Origin of the sequence: Sphingobium sp. ZW T5_29, from assembly GCF_044987515.1 — a bacterium.
Taxonomy (GTDB): domain Bacteria; phylum Pseudomonadota; class Alphaproteobacteria; order Sphingomonadales; family Sphingomonadaceae; genus Sphingobium.
Map to the genome: position 1 here is coordinate 122,110 of NZ_JBJDRM010000010.1, position 15,527 is coordinate 137,636.

Below are 15,527 nucleotides of genomic sequence, written 5' to 3' on the forward strand. Positions count from 1 at the left end.
CCCATGGCTTACGCCGCCTTGTTCGTGGAGGCGGTGTAGATTTCGCCAATCGCCTGACCGAGCGAGGCGTTGAACTCATCATCGTTCATCTGGTGACGCAGATCGTTCAGCAGCGCGCGGCTGAAGCTGGCGATGATGCCGCGATTCCTGGCCAGCTCAACACAGGCTTCGGCGCGGGAGAAGCCGCCCGACAGGGCCACGACGCGCAACACGCGCGGATGGTCGACCAGCGGATCGAACAGCCCGGCCTTGGTGGGGAGTGACAGTTTCAACATCACCTTGTCATCGCCCGGCAGCGCATCGAGCGCCTTCAGCAGTTCTTCGAGCAGGATCTGGTCGCAATCGGCGCGCTCGGCGCTCTTGATGTTGATTTCCGGCTCCAGCATCGGCATCAACCCTGCGGCAAGCACCTGCGCGCCAACCTCGAACTGCTGCTTGACGATGGCGGCAATACCCTCGCGGTTGGCGAGATTGATAACCGAACGCTCCTTGGTCCCGAACACGCCGAGCGACTTGGCGCGCTTGAGCAGCGTATCCAGTTCCGGCATGGGCTTCATCAGCTGAACGCCGTTCGCTTCATCTTCCAGGCCCTTGTCGATCTTGATGAAGGGCACGACGCCACGCTCGATCAGCGCCTGCGGCACGGACTTGCCGCCCGCCTGACCGTCCATGGTCCGTTCGAACAGGATCGCGCCGATCACCTTTTCGCCGCTGAAGCAGGGCGAGGTGATGATACGGCTGCGCATGTCGTGGATGAGGCCGAACATCTCCTCATCATTGCTCCACGCACCGTCTTCAATGCCATAGCCCTTGAGCGCCTTCGGCGTCGAACCGCCGCTCTGGTCGAGCGCGGCGATAAAGCCGTTGCCGCCCGCAATCTTGTTCATCATATCCTGATCCAGCATCTGCACATACCTTCTCTGTTGGGTTTGCGCCGCCCCATCGGCGGCTTCGAAATTTGAAAGAGGTCGCCATTTTTGGGGATGGCGGCCCGAAGTTCACACCATCAATGCGCTGACGCCCGGCAGGTCCTTGCCTTCCATCCATTCGAGGAAGGCGCCCCCTGCCGTGGAGACGAAAGTGAAGTCGCTCGCCACGCCCGCATGGTTGAGCGCCGCGACGGTGTCGCCGCCACCGGCCACGGACGTCAGGCCACCTTCCTTGGTCAGCGCCGCCGCCGTCTTTGCGAGCGCCACTGTCGCCTTGTCGAACGGCGCGATTTCGAACGCGCCCAGCGGGCCGTTCCATACCAGCGTGCGGCAGTTCTTGAGCGCGTCACCCAGCGCTTCCACAGCGGCTGGGCCGACGTCCAGGATCATTTCGTCGGCGGCGACTTCATGCACGTTGCATGTGCGGACGGAGGGAGGATTGGCGGCAAACTCCTTCGCCACCACCACGTCGTAGGGCAAGTGGATGGTGCAGCCCGCAGCCTCGGCCTTGTCGAAGATCGCCTCGGCTGTCTCGGCCAAATCCTTCTCGCACAGCGATTTGCCGACATCGACGCCGCGCGCGTGGAGGAAGGTGTTGGCCATGCCGCCGCCGATGATCAGATGATCGACCTTGGCGACGAGGTTGTTCAGCACATCGAGCTTGGTCGAAACCTTGGCCCCGCCGACGACCGCCGCAACCGGCTTCACCGGCTCGCCCAGCGCAGCCTGCAGCGCATCCAGTTCCTTTTCCATGGAACGGCCCGCAAAGGCAGGCAGCTTGTGCGCCAGACCTTCGGTCGAGGCATGGGCGCGATGCGCGGCGGAGAAAGCGTCGTTTACATAAAGGTCGCCGATCGCGGCCATGGCTTCCGCCAGCGCCGGATCATTTTTTTCCTCGCCGGGGTGGAAGCGGGTGTTTTCCAGGATGGAAATGTCGCCCGGACGCATCACGGCTATGCCGTCGACCGCCGCTTCGCCGCAGCAATCGGGGATGAACTGCACATCGCGGCCCAGCACCTGCGTCAGCGGGCGGGTGATTTTGGAGAGCGAATATTCGGGGTTCTTCTGTCCCTTTGGCCGTCCGAAATGCGCCAGGATCAATACCTTCGCGCCGCGATCCGCCAGTTCCAGGACCGTCGGCATCGCCGCCCGCAGGCGTGTGTCGTCGCTCACCGATCCGTCCTGCATCGGCACGTTCAGATCCTCACGCACCAGCACCACCTTGCCGGTGATGTCCCCCATGTCGTCGAGTGTCTTGAACGGCTTTGCCATGATCGGTCCCTGTCGCGCGCTGATTGGGTAGTGAATGAAAACCCCGCCGGATGGTCCGGCGGGGCTGCGGGTCTTAGAGGAACTTCGCCACGACGCCCGTTGTGTCGATCATGCGGTTCGAAAAGCCCCATTCATTGTCGTACCAGCTAAGGACGCGAACCAGATTGCCGTCGATGACGGCCGTTTCCAGGCTGTCCACGGTCGAGCTGCGCGGATCGCCATTATAGTCGATCGACACCAGCGGTTCGTCCGAATAGCCCAGCACGCCCTTGAGCGGCCCCGCTTCCGAAGCGGCCTTCAGCAGCTGGTTCACTTCATCCTTGGTCGTCCCGCGCTTGGCGATGAACTTCAAATCCACGACCGAGACGTTCGGGGTCGGCACGCGCACTGACGAGCCGTCCAGCTTGCCCTTCAATTCCGGCAGAACCTCACCCACGGCGCGGGCGGCGCCGGTGGTGGTGGGGATCATCGACAGCGCAGCGGCGCGGGCGCGGCGCATGTCGCTGTGCAGCTGGTCCAGCGTGTTCTGATCGTTGGTGTAGCTGTGGATCGTCGTCATGAATCCCTTTTCGATGCCGATGGCGTCGTGCAGGACCTTGGCGAGCGGGGCCAGGCAGTTGGTGGTGCAGCTGGCGTTCGAAATGACCACATCGTCGGCGGTCAGCGCATCATGGTTCACGCCGAACACGATGGTCTTGTCGACGCCCGTTGCGGGAGCCGAGATGACGACGCGCTTGGCGCCGGCGGTCAGATGCGCGCTCGCCTTTTCCTTGCTGGCGAAAATGCCGGTGCATTCCAGCGCGATGTCGACGCCCTGCGCGGCGTGCGGCAGCTTGGCGGGATCACGTTCGGCGGTGACGGCAATACGCTTGCCGTTGATGATCAGCGCGTCGCCTTCGGCGCTGACGTCGCCAGCCCAGTTGCCATGAACCGAGTCACGCTTGAACAGCAGGGCGTTGGCCTTTGCATCGCCCAGGTCGTTGATGCTGACCAGTTCCAGGTCATGGTCGGTGCGCGACAGGATTGCGCGCGCCACCAGGCGACCGATACGTCCGAAACCGTTTATTGCTACCTTCGTTGCCACTGCACTAGCCTCCTGATTGGGTAGTTGTTCTTAATGATCGAGCGCGGCCGCAACTTGCGGCGCGATCTTTGCGGCGGTCAGGCCGAAATGGTCGTAAAGCGCTTCTGCGGGGGCCGACGCGCCGAAAGTGTCGATGCCAAAACGCAGGCCAGCAATGCCGACATAGCGTTCCCAGCCGAAAGTCGTACCTGCCTCAATCGACACGCGCAGCACATGGTGTGGAAGGAGATCATCCTTATACGCCTGCGGCTGCGCATCGAAATGCGCCCAGCTGGGCATGGACACCACGTCCGCGCCGATGCCCTGCGATTCCAGCAACTCGGCGGTTGCGACGGCGATCTCGACTTCGGAGCCGGTGGCGATCAGCACTACCTTGCGGTCGGCGGTCGCCGCGCGGAGGCGATAGGCGCCCTTCGCCGACAGATTCTCGGACTTTTCGGTGCGCAGCTGCGGCAGGTTCTGGCGGGTCAGCGCCAGGACCGATGGGCCGTCGCTGTCCTTCAGCGCCAGTTCCCAGCATTCCGCCGTTTCGACAATGTCCGCCGGGCGGTATACGTCCAGGTTGGGGATCATGCGCAGCGTCATGACATGTTCGATCGGCTGATGGGTCGGGCCATCCTCGCCAAGGCCGATGGAGTCATGGGTCAGCACATGGATGACGCGCTGCTGCTGAAGCGCGGCCAGGCGGATGCCGCCACGCATATAGTCGGAAAAGACGAGGAAGGTGCCGCCATAGGGGATGACGCCGCCGTGCAAAGCCATGCCGTTCATCGCGCAGGCCATGCCGAATTCGCGAATGCCATAATAGATATAGCGGCCAGAATAGTCGTCTTTGGTCAGCGGGCCGGTCGATTTGGTCTTGGTATTGTTGGAGCCGGTGAGGTCCGCCGAACCGCCCAGCGTTTCGGGCAACAGATCGTTGATCGCGCCCAGCGCCAGCTCGCTCGCCCTGCGGGTCGCGACCTTTTGCGGGTTGGCGATCAGCGTGTCGATATAGGCACTGAGCGAGAAGTCGGCGGGCAGGTCGCCTGCCATGCGACGTTCAAACTCCGCCTTCTGGCCATTGCCGGCGAGACGGGCTTCCCAAGCGGCACGCACGTCCGCACCCTGCGCACCGATGCGACGCCATTCGGCGGCGACGTCTTCGGGAATGACGAAAGGTTCGGCGGTCCAGCCCAGAAATTCGCGAGCCGCCGCGACTTCTTCGGTGCCAAGCGCCGAACCATGGACGCCCGAAGTGCCCGCCTTGTTAGGCGCGCCGTATCCGATCTTGGTGGCGCAGGCGACCAGAGACGGGCGCGGATCGGCCAGCGCTTCGTCAATTGCGCGGCGCACATCGGCGACGTCGTGGCCGTCGCAGGATACGACGTGCCAGCCGGTCGCGGCATAGCGTGCGCGCACATCTTCGCTGCTCGACAGGTCGACCGCGCCGTCGATAGTGATCTTGTTATCGTCCCACAGGACGATCAGCTGGCCAAGGTTGAGATGCCCTGCCAGGCCGATGGCTTCATGGTTGATGCCTTCCATCAGGCAACCGTCGCCTGCGATCACCCAGGTGCGGTGATCGACCAGGTCGTCGCCGAACTGGGCATTCAGGTGCCGTTCGGCAATCGCCATACCGACGGCGGTGGCAAGGCCCGAACCCAGCGGCCCGGTAGTCGCTTCCACGCCCGCCAGCTCAAAATTTTCGGGATGACCCGCGCAAGGGCTGTGCAGCTGACGGAAATTGCGGATGTCCTCAATCGTCGGGCGCGCATAGCCGGTCAGGTGCAGCAGCGAGTAGATCAGCATCGATCCATGGCCCGCCGACAGCACGAAGCGGTCGCGGTCGGCCCATTTGGGCTGGGTCGGATCGAACTTGATATAATCCTTGAATAGCACCGTCGCGACGTCCGCCATGCCCATTGGCATGCCCGGATGGCCGCTGTTCGCCGCCTGCACTGCGTCCATGGAAAGCGCCCGGATGGCGCTGGCGAGCGACTTTTCGGAAACGGTCATCTAGGCTGGCTTCTTTCCTGCTTGGCTCACGGCCCCCTGCCGAGCCGACGAATCGAAATCGGGTCCCCTTTGTCGCCTCACGCACGGGGCGTCAACCGCAGCAGGGCGCAACGCCGCCCATCGCGGTCCAATGACCGCTTTTGCGCGGCGAAAACTTTGTCTATGCGTAGGACATGGCAAGCAACGGCATGAAGCAGGCGATCGGTGCGCTGGAGCGCGCAGTCGGCAGGCTGGAACAGCAGGTGGACGGGTTAAAGCGGGCAGCCCCCGCTCCCACCACGACCGGCGTGGATGCGGCGGCCGCGCGGGAAGCGCTCCGCTCGCTCGACGAACTGATCGCGGAGATGAAGGGGCGCGAGATCAAGGAACAGGCCAATGGCTGAAACATCGCTCCAGATTGCCGGTCGTCATTATACGGTGCGCTGTCGCGATGGCGAAGAGGCGCATCTTGCCCACCTGGCCAGCCTGATCGAGCGCAAGGCTCGTCTGGCCCAGCAGAACACGCCCGGCCTGACCGAAGTGCGCACCTTGCTCTTTGCCGCGCTGTTCATGGCCGACGAGCTGAACGACCTGGAGCGAGAGGCCGCCGGTCGGCAGCAGCAGCTGGCGCTGGATGATGAGGACGAATCGGCGACCCGCGCCATCGAAGCACTGGCCGCGCGCATAGAAAAGCTGAGCGACAGGCTTGCCGCGCCTGCGCCTGACGCCTAGATAGAAGGTGACGGGCACTGCCTGGTACGAGCTTTAGCGAACATCCCTGAGGCGATAATCACATCCAAGGGGGCTGTCCCTGGGCGGGCTCAGGCCCGATCTACATGGTCCCCACCTGACGTTGAGGCGTCAGAGGATATTCCAGCAAACGGCCAAGGCGGTCCCGTCACCTTTTTTTTCCATCCGCCGGTTGAACCATCAACGCGCGCCTGCGAAGGCAGGAGATTGGTTCAGACGGCGGGTCTGGGCTCCTGCCTTCGCAGGAGCACGTCCCGCCCCGAAACAGCGGACGCAAGGCATGAGCGACGATCCAGACAAGACTGCCCTGCGCGCCATCGCCCGCGACCGCCGCCGCGCCTTTGTTGCGTCGCTGGATCAGATTGCGCACCGGCTGGCGTTCAAGGCGATCCCTTCCCCCCTTACCCGGCGGCTCGAGAATGCGCGGACGGTCGCCATCTATATGGGCCTGGATGACGAAGCCCCGGCGCAGCGCTTTGCCGCGCCTCTGCAGGCGATGGGCAAGGTCATCGCCCTGCCCCGCGTTCTGGATCGGATCGGCACCATGGATTTCCTGGCATGGTTGCCCGAAGACCGGCTTTTGCCCGGACTCTACGGCACCCATCACCCCGAACCGAGCGGACCGCCTGTGGCGCCGGACGTCATAATCGCGCCACTGCTGGGATTCGACCGGGCGATGAACCGGCTGGGTCAGGGCGGCGGCTATTATGACCGCGCCTTTGCCCGGCACCCCGACGCATTGCGGATCGGCCTGGCCTGGTCGGTGCAGGAACATGACGCCCTGCCCGCCGACCCTTGGGACCTGCCGCTGGACATTATATTGACTGAAGTCGAACTGATCGAAGGACCCGACGCGTGAACCGCCAGCCTACCCCCTATCAGCCCAGTTGGCGCAAGCCTGTGGGCACGTTCGCCATTGTCGGGCTGATTGCGCTGTGGGCGATCATGATCGGCAGCCTGTCGGGCCTGATCGGTCGCCTGCCGATGGTCGCGCAGGTGCCGGTGTATATTTTTCTGGGGCTTGTCTGGCTGTGGATATTGCCTTTGAAGCGCCTGCTGGCCTGGATGGAAACAGGGCGCTGGCGGCGCGGCTAACCCGCCATAGGTTCGGCGCGGCCAAGGGGTGCAAATCCGCCGCTCAAAAGCGCCCACTTCCGTCGTCGCAGCGCAGGCTGGAATCTCGTGAGAGTAGGCCGCGCGTAAGGGCCTGAGATGCCAGCTTCCGCTGGCGTGACGACAAGTATAATTTTCAGGAATTTCTGGTCCTAAAGGACCATTCACTCTTCCTAAAGAGTGGCGCGAGTGACGGGGCTCGAACCCGCGACCTCCGGCGTGACAGGCCGGCGCTCTAACCAACTGAGCTACACCCGCGTTCGGTGTGGGCGGGCATCTATGCGGGACCGCCGGACCTGTCAACCGGCTCTTTCGCCACTTTCTTCTTTCTCGTCATTTTCTCTGGTCGGCGGGATCGTCAACGTGCCCCGTTCGAACAGGAAACCGGCGATATCGGGCATGCCCGCCGCCGAAACCACCGTCTGGATGATGATAAGCAAAGGCACACCCAGCAGCGCGCCGGGCGTTCCCCAAACCCATCCCCAAAAGGTCAAGGCCACCAGAATCAGCAGCGGGTTCATGGTCAGCCGCCGTCCCAGCACGGTCGGCGTGATCGCGTTCGCTTCGACAAGGTGGAAGCCGACCTGAATCGCGGCGGGCAGCAGCGCCATCCACACATCGTCGAACACCATCAGGCCGCCCAGCCCCAGCAGCACCGCAGCCAGCATCGGCCCGAAATAGGGGACAAAGTTCAGCATCGCGACAATCCCGCCCCACATCAGCGGCGACGGCATGCCGATCAGCCAGAGCGCAACGGCGACCGAAAGGCCCAGGCACAGGTTGATGACCGCGATGGTCAGCACATAGGCGGATGTGGCATCCACGACATTCTGGATGACCCGCGCGACCGCCAGAGCGCCGTCAAAGCTGCCCCGGCTGTTGATCGTCCGCCGCCGCAGGCGCGTCCAGCCAGCCAGGAAAAAATAGATGATGAGCAATGCGAAGACCATCTGAACGATCGCCGATGGCGCTGAAGTCGCGGCAAATTGAAGCAGCGACCGCGGGGCATCCACCGAAATCGGGCTGGCAGCAGCGCCGGGACCGCTCGCCAGCATCTGCACCGTTCCATCGACGAAGCGTTGCAGCTGGGAATAAAGGTCGATCAGGGGCGCGAGGTTATTCTGGATCTTTGGCAGGCGTTCGGGAAGCAGCCTGAACCAATCCGCGGCGGGGACGACGATCAGGACGATAGCCATGTTCGCCACCAGCAGGAAAGCGACGACCGCGACCAGCGCCGCCAGCGGCGACGGCACGCCACGCCGTTCCATCCATTCGAGGAAAGGCACCAATGCAATGGCGATCACCAACGCGGCGGCGAGCGGCAGGAAGAATTCCGCCCCTTCGCGCAGGGCAAAGGGCAGCGCCAGGATGAGGCCGATGCCAGCGGTCAGCGCGATCGACGCGAGCAGGCGGTCGCGCCGCCGACTGATCTCATGCTGTTCATGGGGTGTCACGTTCGATCTTTCCCTGCGCTGGAGCAGTTTCCGATCCGATGGCATCGGCCCCGCTGCTCTAACCTGTCATTGTACCGCCAGTTAAGGCTCGTCAATTTCATGTTGCTGAGCGGACATATAAACAATTCAGGATTAACCAAATATTCGGCGATCCCCCCTAACGATCCGCCTTATGCAGAACGGGATTTTCGGCATGATCAGGGGTTGGGCGGCATTTGCCTGTGCGATTGTGGCGGCAATGGCGCCTGATGGGGCGATGGCGCGGCAGGACATCAGGCTGGAAACCCAGATGTTCGTGGAGCGGGTGCACACCGACATCAACGGGCGGCCTCGCCGCATACTGGCCAGCGCCGATCGCGTCGCGCCGGGCGACCAGCTGATCCTGGTCGTCAACTGGCGCAATGAGGGGAGCCAGCCTGTGCGCGGGCTGGCGGTGACCAACCCGGTCCCGCGCGGCATGCGCCTGGCCGCATCCGACCCCGATGTCGAAGTTTCCATCGATGGCGGGCAACGATGGGGTCGAATTCAGGACCTTTGGCTGCCGACGCCGCTGGGCGGCACGCGACGCGCTGTTCCGGCCGATATCACGCATGTCCGCTGGACGATGGCGGATGATATTTCCCCTGGTGAGAGCGGTCGCCTGAGCTACCGCGCAACGGTGCGTTAGGCCGTTTCGCGCTCAGTCAGCGAACAACAGCACCGGCGATTCCAGCAGTTTCCTGACCGCCTGGACAAAGTTGGCCGCGTCCCAGCCGTCCACCACACGATGGTCGCAGCTGATCGACAGGTTCATCAGCTTTGCCGCAACGATTTCCTTGCCCCGAAATACCGGCCTTTCGATGATGCGGTTCGGTCCGATGATCGCGACCTCCGGCCGGTTGATCACGGGCGTCGTCACCACTCCGCCCAGCGGCCCTAATGATGTGAGGGTGAGCGTGGATCCTGACAGTTCCTCCGCTTTTGCCTGTCCGGCACGGGCCGCTTCGGCCAGGCGCGTGATTTCCGCCGCCAGTTGCCAGACGTTGCTGTCCTGCGCGTCGCGGATCACTGGCACCATCAATCCGGCGTCGGTCTGCGTCGCAATGCCCATATGCACCGATCCGTGCCGCGTCACGACCCCCGCTTCATCATCATAGCGCGCGTTCAGCATCGGGAAGCCCGGCAAGGACCGGCAGATCGCGACGATCAGCAGCGGCAGAACCGTCAGCCGGGGACGATCGCCCCGGTTGGCGTTCAACTGATCCCGCAGGCGTTCCAGTTCGGTGACATCGATTTCATCGACATAGGTGAAATGCGGGATATGCCGTTTGGACGCCGCCATGTTTTCGGCGATGCGGCGGCGCAGGCCGATGACCTTGACCTGTTCATCGGCCCGGCGCGCCGATGCCCCAGCCGGTCGGTAGCCCTGCCCCGCGTTGTAGAGCAGGAAGGCGTCCAGATCGCCATGGCGCACATGTTCGCCCGCGGGCTTTACCTGGGAAAGATCAACCCCCAGCGCCTTCGCCCGCGCACGGACGGCGGGTGAGGCGAGGATATGGTGTGCCGGGCCATGTTGATCGGCCGCCGGAGCTGCGCATGCTTCATCGGAACCGCTCCCCTCTATCAACCGCTCCCCCGGAGTCTCAGCCTCTATCACATTCTCTGGTGGCGGCGGCGGCGCGACCGCTTCTCCTTCGGCTTCCGTGTCGATCTCCACCAGCATGGACCCGATTGCGACCTGATCGCCCACTTCGCCCGCCAGGCGCAGGACGGTTCCCGTCACGGGACTTTCCATCTCTACCGTCGCCTTGTCCGTCATCATGTCGGCAATCGGCTGATCTTCCTCCACATGATCGCCCGCCTTCACATGCCAGGCGACGATTTCGGCTGCGGAAATGCCTTCGCCTATGTCGGGCAGCTTGAACGTGAACAGGGCCATGGCGGTTCAATCCTTCATGATCTTGTCGATGGCTTTCGCAATGCGCACCGGTCCGGGAAAATAGGCCCATTCCAAGCTGTGCGGATAGGGCGTGTCGAAGCCGGTCACGCGTTCGATCGGTGCTTCCAGATGGTAGAAGCATCGTTCCTGCACCAGAGCGCTCAATTCCGCGCCGAAGCCGCTCGTCCTGGTCGCTTCATGCACGATCAGGCAGCGTCCGGTCTTTTTCACCGAACGCTCGACCGCATCGATGTCGAGCGGGATCAAGGTGCGCAGGTCGATTATCTCTGCATCCACGCCCATGTCGGCGACCGTGCTTTCGACCACATGTTCCATCGTGCCATAGCATAATATGGTGAGCGCTTCGCCGGGACGCACTATCCGCGCCTGACCCAGGGGCACACGATAATGGCCGGTCGGCACCATCGCGCCGGGGTGGCCGGCCCACCCCTTGGCAGGCCGGTCATAATGGCCATCGAACGGGCCGTTATAAATGCGCTTGGGTTCGAAGAAGATGACGGGGTCATTATCCTCGATAGCGGAAATCAGCAGCCCCTTGGCATCATAGGGGGTGGACGGGATCACCGTCTTGACGCCCGACACATGGGTGAAGATGCCCTCCGGCGACTGGCTATGCGTCTGCCCGCCGAAGATGCCGCCGCCGAAGGGCGAACGCACCGTCATCGGCGCGACAAACTCCCCCGCCGACCGATAGCGTAGCCGCGCTGCCTCGCTCACCAATTGGTCGAGCGCCGGGTAGATATAATCGGCGAACTGGATTTCAGGCACGGGCCGAAGCCCATAGGCCCCCATGCCGATGGCGACGCCGATGATGCCGATTTCGGTGATGGGTGTGTCGAACACCCGGTTTTTGCCATATTTGTCCTGAAGCCCCGCCGTCGCGCGGAATACGCCGCCGAAATAGCCGACATCCTCCCCCATCACGACGACATCGGGGTCGCGGTCCATCATCACGTCCAGGGCGCTGTTGATCGCCTGGATCATGGTCATCTGCTGGCTGTCTTCGCTCATGCGCCCTGATCCAGCATCACAGCCCCGCCGCCTTCGCTTCGTCCAGCATCTGCCGTTGCTGTTCGCGCAGATGCCAGGGCATGTCTTCGAATACGTCTTCGAACATCGATTCCATCGGGTGGTGGAGGCCATGGCCAAGGATGCCGTTCTTTTCAGCTTCCCGCGCGGCGTCGCGCACCTGTTCGGCCAGTTCCTTGTCCATCGCCGCCTGCCGACCTTCGTCCCAGATGCCCAGGCGGATGCAATGCTGCATCAGCCGCGCAATCGGATCGCCCAGCGGCCAATGACTGCCTTCATCCGCAGAGCGATAGGCGCTGGGGTCATCCGATGTGCTGTGCCCTTCCGTCCTATAGGTGAAATGTTCGATCAGCGTCGGCCCCGCATTGGCTCGCGCCCGGTCGGCGGCCCAGCGAGTGGCGGCGTAGACGGCCAACGCATCATTGCCATCCACCCGCAGGCCCGCAATGCCATAGCCCAGCGCGCGGGCGGCGAAGGTCGTCGCTTCCGCCCCGGCGAACCCGGAAAAGCTGCTGATCGCCCATTGATTGTTGACGATGTTCAGGATGACCGGCGCGCGATAGACGCTGGCGAAGGTGCAGGCGGAATGGAAGTCGCCCTCCGCCGTCGACCCTTCCCCGCACCAGGTGGCCGCGATCCGCGTGTCTCCCCGCGCGGCGCTGGCCATCGCCCACCCTACCGCCTGCGGATATTGCGTCGTCAGGTTGCCCGATATCGAAAAGAAGCTGGCGTCGCGCGCCGAATACATGATCGGCAACTGCCGTCCCTTCAGCCGGTCACCCTTGTTCGAATAGATCTGGTTCATCATGTCGACGATGGACCAGCCGCGCGCGATCAAAATGCCCTGCTGGCGGTAGCTGGGGAAGCACATGTCATCGCTTGCCAGCGCGGTCGCGGCGGCGATCGACACCGCCTCTTCACCCGTGGACTTCATGTAGAAGCTGGTCTTGCCCTGCCTTTGCGCGCGAAACATACGCGTGTCGAACGCACGGGTCAGCGCCATGGCGCGCAGCATCTTCAACAAGGTTTCGGCAGGCAGATGCGGGTCCCAGGCGCCAACCGCCGCGCCTTCATCATCAAGCACGCGGACCAGCCCATAGGCCAATTGCTGCATCGACGCAGGATGCGCCGTTTCGTCAGGGCGCAACGCGGCGCCCGCGGCGGGAATATCGACATCGCTGAAATCGGCGGCGTCGCCGGGCCGGAATTGAGGTTCGGGCACATGCAGCCGCAGCGGTTTCAGATTACGTCCGCCGCCGTCGTCGCCAACCCCCGGAAGTCGCTGATCGCTCATCCCGCACCCTCTCAGATGTTGCAATAATATTGCTTGCTGCAATTACTATATTACAACGCGCGGGAAAGGCAACTGTTCCTCGGCTGAACCTGTCCAACGGCGACCGGGATGCGCCATGGCAAAAGGACCAGTTCTCGCGACAGGGCTGTTATGCGATGTGGTAGAAGATCATGAAGCCCGGACAGCGGGCGCACAGATGACGGCAGGGAATGGATTTCCAGATGAACGATACCAACGATGACTATGTCTATGATGAGGCTTCGGGGGAGTGGATCACTTCACAGGAAGCCGCTGCCAAGGCTCAGGACGATGCCAGGGTTGAAGTGCGCGATTCCGCTGGCAACTTTCTGGCGGATGGCGATAGCGTCATCACGATCAAGGATCTGAAGGTAAAGGGCGCGGGCCAGACGTTGCGCAAGGGGACGGTGATCAGATCGATCAGGCTGACGGGCGACCCGCAGGAAATCGACTGTCGCCATGAAGACATCAAGGGCCTGGTCCTTCGAGCCGAGTTCGTGCGGAAACATTGATGCTGGTCCGGCCCCCCTTTTTAACTGAACGGATGGATGTCGTTCCAAAGGACGAAAGGCAGCGGACATGGATGTCGCCGTTTTCAGCACGCGGTCCTATGATCGCACCTTTCTTGAGGCGGCCAATGCCAAGGGCGGCAATCGGCACGATCTGAGGTTTTTCGAGGCAAGCCTTAGCCTGCAGACGGTCTCACTCGCGAGGAGGTCCGCGGCGGTGTGCTGCTTCGTCAACGACCATCTTGACCGGCCCGTCATCGAAGCGCTTTGCCAGATCGGCGTGCGCCTGGTTGTGTTGCGTTGCGCTGGATTCAATAATGTCGACCTCAAAGCGGCAGAGGCGGCGGGGATTTGCGTTGCGCGCATTCCTGCTTACTCGCCCGAAGCGATAGCGGAGCATACGCTTGCGCTCATCCTGTGCCTGAACCGGAAAATCCATCGCGCCTATGTCCGGGTGCGCGAAGGCAATTTCGCGCTCGATGGTCTTTTGGGCTTTAATCTGGCGACCCGCACGGTGGGGATCATCGGGACCGGCAAGATCGGCGGGGCGCTTGTCAAAATCCTTTCCGGCCTCGGCTGCCGGATCGTGGCGCACGACCCCTATCCCGACTCATCGCTGGCAAGTGCGGGTGTCGAATATCTGTCGCTGGAGGATCTGTTTGCGGCTGCGGACATCATCAGCCTGCACTGTCCGCTGACCCCCGAAACCCATCATATGATCGACAGGGCAGCGCTGGCCAGCCTGCGCGACGGCGTGATGTTGATCAACACCAGCAGAGGCGCGGTGGTCGATACCCGCGCGGTGATCGAAGGGCTGAAGTCGGGCAAGATCGGTTCCCTGGGCCTCGACGTGTACGAAGAGGAGGGAGACCTTTTCTTCAGGGACCTGTCAGGACAGACGCTTCAGGACGACATATTCGCGCGGCTGCTGACCTTTCACAATGTGCTGATCACGGGCCACCAGGGGTTTTTTACGCAGGAAGCAGTCGAAGCCATCGCGGATGTGACCATTGAGAATGTCACCGCTTTTGAAACATGCGGCCGCGCGGCTTATCCGATCGGCCCGGAGCGGATAGCCTAAACCGCGACGTCGCCGTGAATGGCCGGATGCGGTTCATAGCCCACCACTTCAAAATCCTCGATCCTGTAATCGTCGATCGACGCGGGATGCCGGGTCAGGCGCATGGTCGGAAAAGGACGGGGCTGGCGCGAAATCTGTTCACGGACCTGATCGGCATGATTCAGATAGACATGAACGTCGCCGCCCACCCAGACCAGCTCCCCCGGCTTAAGCCCCGCCTGCTGCGCAAGCATCAACAGCAGAGTGGACGCGCCGACATAATTGAAGGCGGCGCCCAGGAACAGGTCGCAGGACCTTTGAAAGAGCAGGCAGTTAAGCTCCCCCCTGGAGTTTACATGGTATTGATAGACCATGTGACAGGGCGGCAAGGCCATCTGGTCCAGATCGCTGACATTCCATGCGTGGAACAGCATTCTGCGGCTTGCGGGGTTGGACCTGAGCGTTTCCACCAGAGTAGCGATCTGATCATGCTCGCGCCCCTGGGCATCGACCCAGCGCCGCCATTGCTTGCCATAGACAGGGCCAAGTTCGCCCCATTGGCTCGCAAATTCGTCATCGCTGACAATGCGCGCTTCAAAGTCGCTTTGGGAAATATCTTCGCCCGTGGCCTGACGATAGCGGGCAAGCGGCCAGTCGCTCCAGATACGGACATTCTGGTCGAGCAGATCGCGTATGTTGGTGCCGCCGGTAAGGAACCACAGCATCTCCTTGACGGCGGTTTTCCAATATACGCGTTTGGTGGTGATTATGGGCACCTGACCGCCGCTGAGGTCAAATCTCAGCAGCTCGCCGAAAAGCGATTTCGTGCCGACGCCCGTGCGATCCAGCCGCTCGTCCCCCTTGTCGAGAACGCGTTCCAGCAATCGCAGAAATTGATATTCAGGATGGTCCACCTGCAGCCCCACGCCAAGATCGTAACCCCGGCCGGGGCAACTGTGCCGGATCGACTTTAACGACTGCCCGCCGCCGCAACAAGGCGCGCGTGCAACAATGCGCTTCCGCCATTTTGGATCAAAAGCTGCCGTGGCCGCTCCAGACCGGACGCAACAGGGCGTGCTGGCGCAGGACTTTGGCCGCA

At 62.7% G+C, this 15,527-nt stretch carries 16 protein-coding genes and 1 tRNA gene; 7 read left to right on the forward strand and 10 right to left on the reverse strand.

Annotated features, from left to right (window positions below; all coding sequences use genetic code 11):
* Window positions 1-8 precede the first annotated feature (8 nt).
* The 4 genes from ACI3KQ_RS10445 to tkt form a co-directional block, all read right to left on the reverse strand.
* A complete protein-coding gene (locus tag ACI3KQ_RS10445; RefSeq protein WP_404957423.1) occupies window positions 9-905 on the reverse strand; it encodes a fructose bisphosphate aldolase in 897 nt (298 codons plus the stop codon).
* A gap of 93 nt (window positions 906-998) precedes the next feature.
* Window positions 999-2,201 (reverse strand): phosphoglycerate kinase, encoded by a 1,203-nt coding sequence (locus tag ACI3KQ_RS10450; protein WP_404957327.1) that lies wholly within the window; start codon window positions 2,199-2,201, stop codon window positions 999-1,001.
* 73 nt (window positions 2,202-2,274) lie between these two features.
* Window positions 2,275-3,285 (reverse strand): type I glyceraldehyde-3-phosphate dehydrogenase, encoded by a 1,011-nt coding sequence (gap, locus tag ACI3KQ_RS10455; protein ID WP_404957329.1) that lies wholly within the window; start codon window positions 3,283-3,285, stop codon window positions 2,275-2,277.
* 30 nt (window positions 3,286-3,315) lie between these two features.
* Entirely contained in the window at window positions 3,316-5,283 is a 1,968-nt protein-coding gene (gene tkt, locus ACI3KQ_RS10460) for a transketolase (protein WP_404957330.1), read from the reverse strand.
* A gap of 173 nt (window positions 5,284-5,456) precedes the next feature.
* On the opposite strand from tkt, the gene ACI3KQ_RS10465 reads away from it, so the two are divergent.
* From ACI3KQ_RS10465 to ACI3KQ_RS10480, 4 genes are all read left to right on the forward strand, one after another.
* Window positions 5,457-5,666, forward strand: coding sequence for a hypothetical protein (locus ACI3KQ_RS10465; RefSeq protein WP_404957332.1), 210 nt, complete (start codon window positions 5,457-5,459; stop codon window positions 5,664-5,666).
* Entirely contained in the window at window positions 5,659-5,994 is a 336-nt protein-coding gene (locus ACI3KQ_RS10470) for a cell division protein ZapA (RefSeq protein WP_404957334.1), read from the forward strand. The genes ACI3KQ_RS10465 and ACI3KQ_RS10470 overlap by 8 nt, the downstream gene beginning before the upstream one ends.
* 298 nt (window positions 5,995-6,292) lie before the next feature.
* Window positions 6,293-6,871: a 5-formyltetrahydrofolate cyclo-ligase gene (locus tag ACI3KQ_RS10475; protein WP_404957336.1), complete on the forward strand. Its 579-nt coding sequence runs from the start codon at window positions 6,293-6,295 to the stop codon at window positions 6,869-6,871.
* The gene (locus ACI3KQ_RS10480; protein WP_404957338.1) at window positions 6,868-7,107 is read left to right on the forward strand and encodes a DUF2842 domain-containing protein; all 240 of its coding nucleotides are present in this window, start codon (window positions 6,868-6,870) and stop codon (window positions 7,105-7,107) included. Before ACI3KQ_RS10475 ends, ACI3KQ_RS10480 begins: the two co-directional genes overlap by 4 nt.
* A gap of 199 nt (window positions 7,108-7,306) precedes the next feature.
* Here the strand turns inward: ACI3KQ_RS10480 and ACI3KQ_RS10485 are convergent.
* Window positions 7,307-7,383, reverse strand: a tRNA-Asp gene (locus tag ACI3KQ_RS10485).
* Between the two features lie 41 nt (window positions 7,384-7,424).
* Entirely contained in the window at window positions 7,425-8,579 is a 1,155-nt protein-coding gene (locus tag ACI3KQ_RS10490) for an AI-2E family transporter (protein ID WP_404957340.1), read from the reverse strand.
* A gap of 193 nt (window positions 8,580-8,772) precedes the next feature.
* On the opposite strand from ACI3KQ_RS10490, the gene ACI3KQ_RS10495 reads away from it, so the two are divergent.
* Window positions 8,773-9,246, forward strand: coding sequence for a hypothetical protein (locus tag ACI3KQ_RS10495; protein ID WP_404957342.1), 474 nt, complete (start codon window positions 8,773-8,775; stop codon window positions 9,244-9,246).
* A gap of 12 nt (window positions 9,247-9,258) precedes the next feature.
* Here ACI3KQ_RS10495 and ACI3KQ_RS10500 read toward each other — a convergent pair whose 3' ends face one another.
* Genes ACI3KQ_RS10500 through ACI3KQ_RS10510 form a run of 3 tightly spaced genes read right to left on the reverse strand, consistent with a single transcriptional unit; the run spans window position 9,259 to window position 12,841 of the window.
* Window positions 9,259-10,497, reverse strand: a complete 1,239-nt coding sequence (locus ACI3KQ_RS10500) for a dihydrolipoamide acetyltransferase family protein (RefSeq protein WP_404957344.1) — start codon at window positions 10,495-10,497, stop codon at window positions 9,259-9,261.
* Between the two features lie 6 nt (window positions 10,498-10,503).
* The gene (locus ACI3KQ_RS10505; RefSeq protein ID WP_404957424.1) at window positions 10,504-11,508 is read right to left on the reverse strand and encodes an alpha-ketoacid dehydrogenase subunit beta; all 1,005 of its coding nucleotides are present in this window, start codon (window positions 11,506-11,508) and stop codon (window positions 10,504-10,506) included.
* Window positions 11,509-11,545: 37 nt separating this feature from the next.
* Entirely contained in the window at window positions 11,546-12,841 is a 1,296-nt protein-coding gene (locus tag ACI3KQ_RS10510) for a 3-methyl-2-oxobutanoate dehydrogenase (2-methylpropanoyl-transferring) subunit alpha (RefSeq protein WP_404957346.1), read from the reverse strand.
* Between the two features lie 221 nt (window positions 12,842-13,062).
* Between ACI3KQ_RS10510 and ACI3KQ_RS10515 the strand changes: the two genes are divergently transcribed.
* Both ACI3KQ_RS10515 and ACI3KQ_RS10520 read left to right on the forward strand, forming a co-directional pair.
* Window positions 13,063-13,371 carry an alkylphosphonate utilization protein gene (locus ACI3KQ_RS10515; protein ID WP_404957348.1) on the forward strand — a complete coding sequence of 103 codons (309 nt, stop codon included), beginning with the start codon at window positions 13,063-13,065 and terminating at the stop codon, window positions 13,369-13,371.
* 67 nt (window positions 13,372-13,438) lie between these two features.
* Window positions 13,439-14,449: a 2-hydroxyacid dehydrogenase gene (locus tag ACI3KQ_RS10520; RefSeq protein ID WP_404957350.1), complete on the forward strand. Its 1,011-nt coding sequence runs from the start codon at window positions 13,439-13,441 to the stop codon at window positions 14,447-14,449.
* Here the strand turns inward: ACI3KQ_RS10520 and ACI3KQ_RS10525 are convergent.
* Complete coding sequence (locus tag ACI3KQ_RS10525) at window positions 14,446-15,354, reverse strand: thymidylate synthase (protein WP_404957351.1); 909 nt, start codon at window positions 15,352-15,354, stop codon at window positions 14,446-14,448. The genes ACI3KQ_RS10520 and ACI3KQ_RS10525 overlap by 4 nt on opposite strands.
* Window positions 15,355-15,527 lie beyond the last annotated feature (173 nt).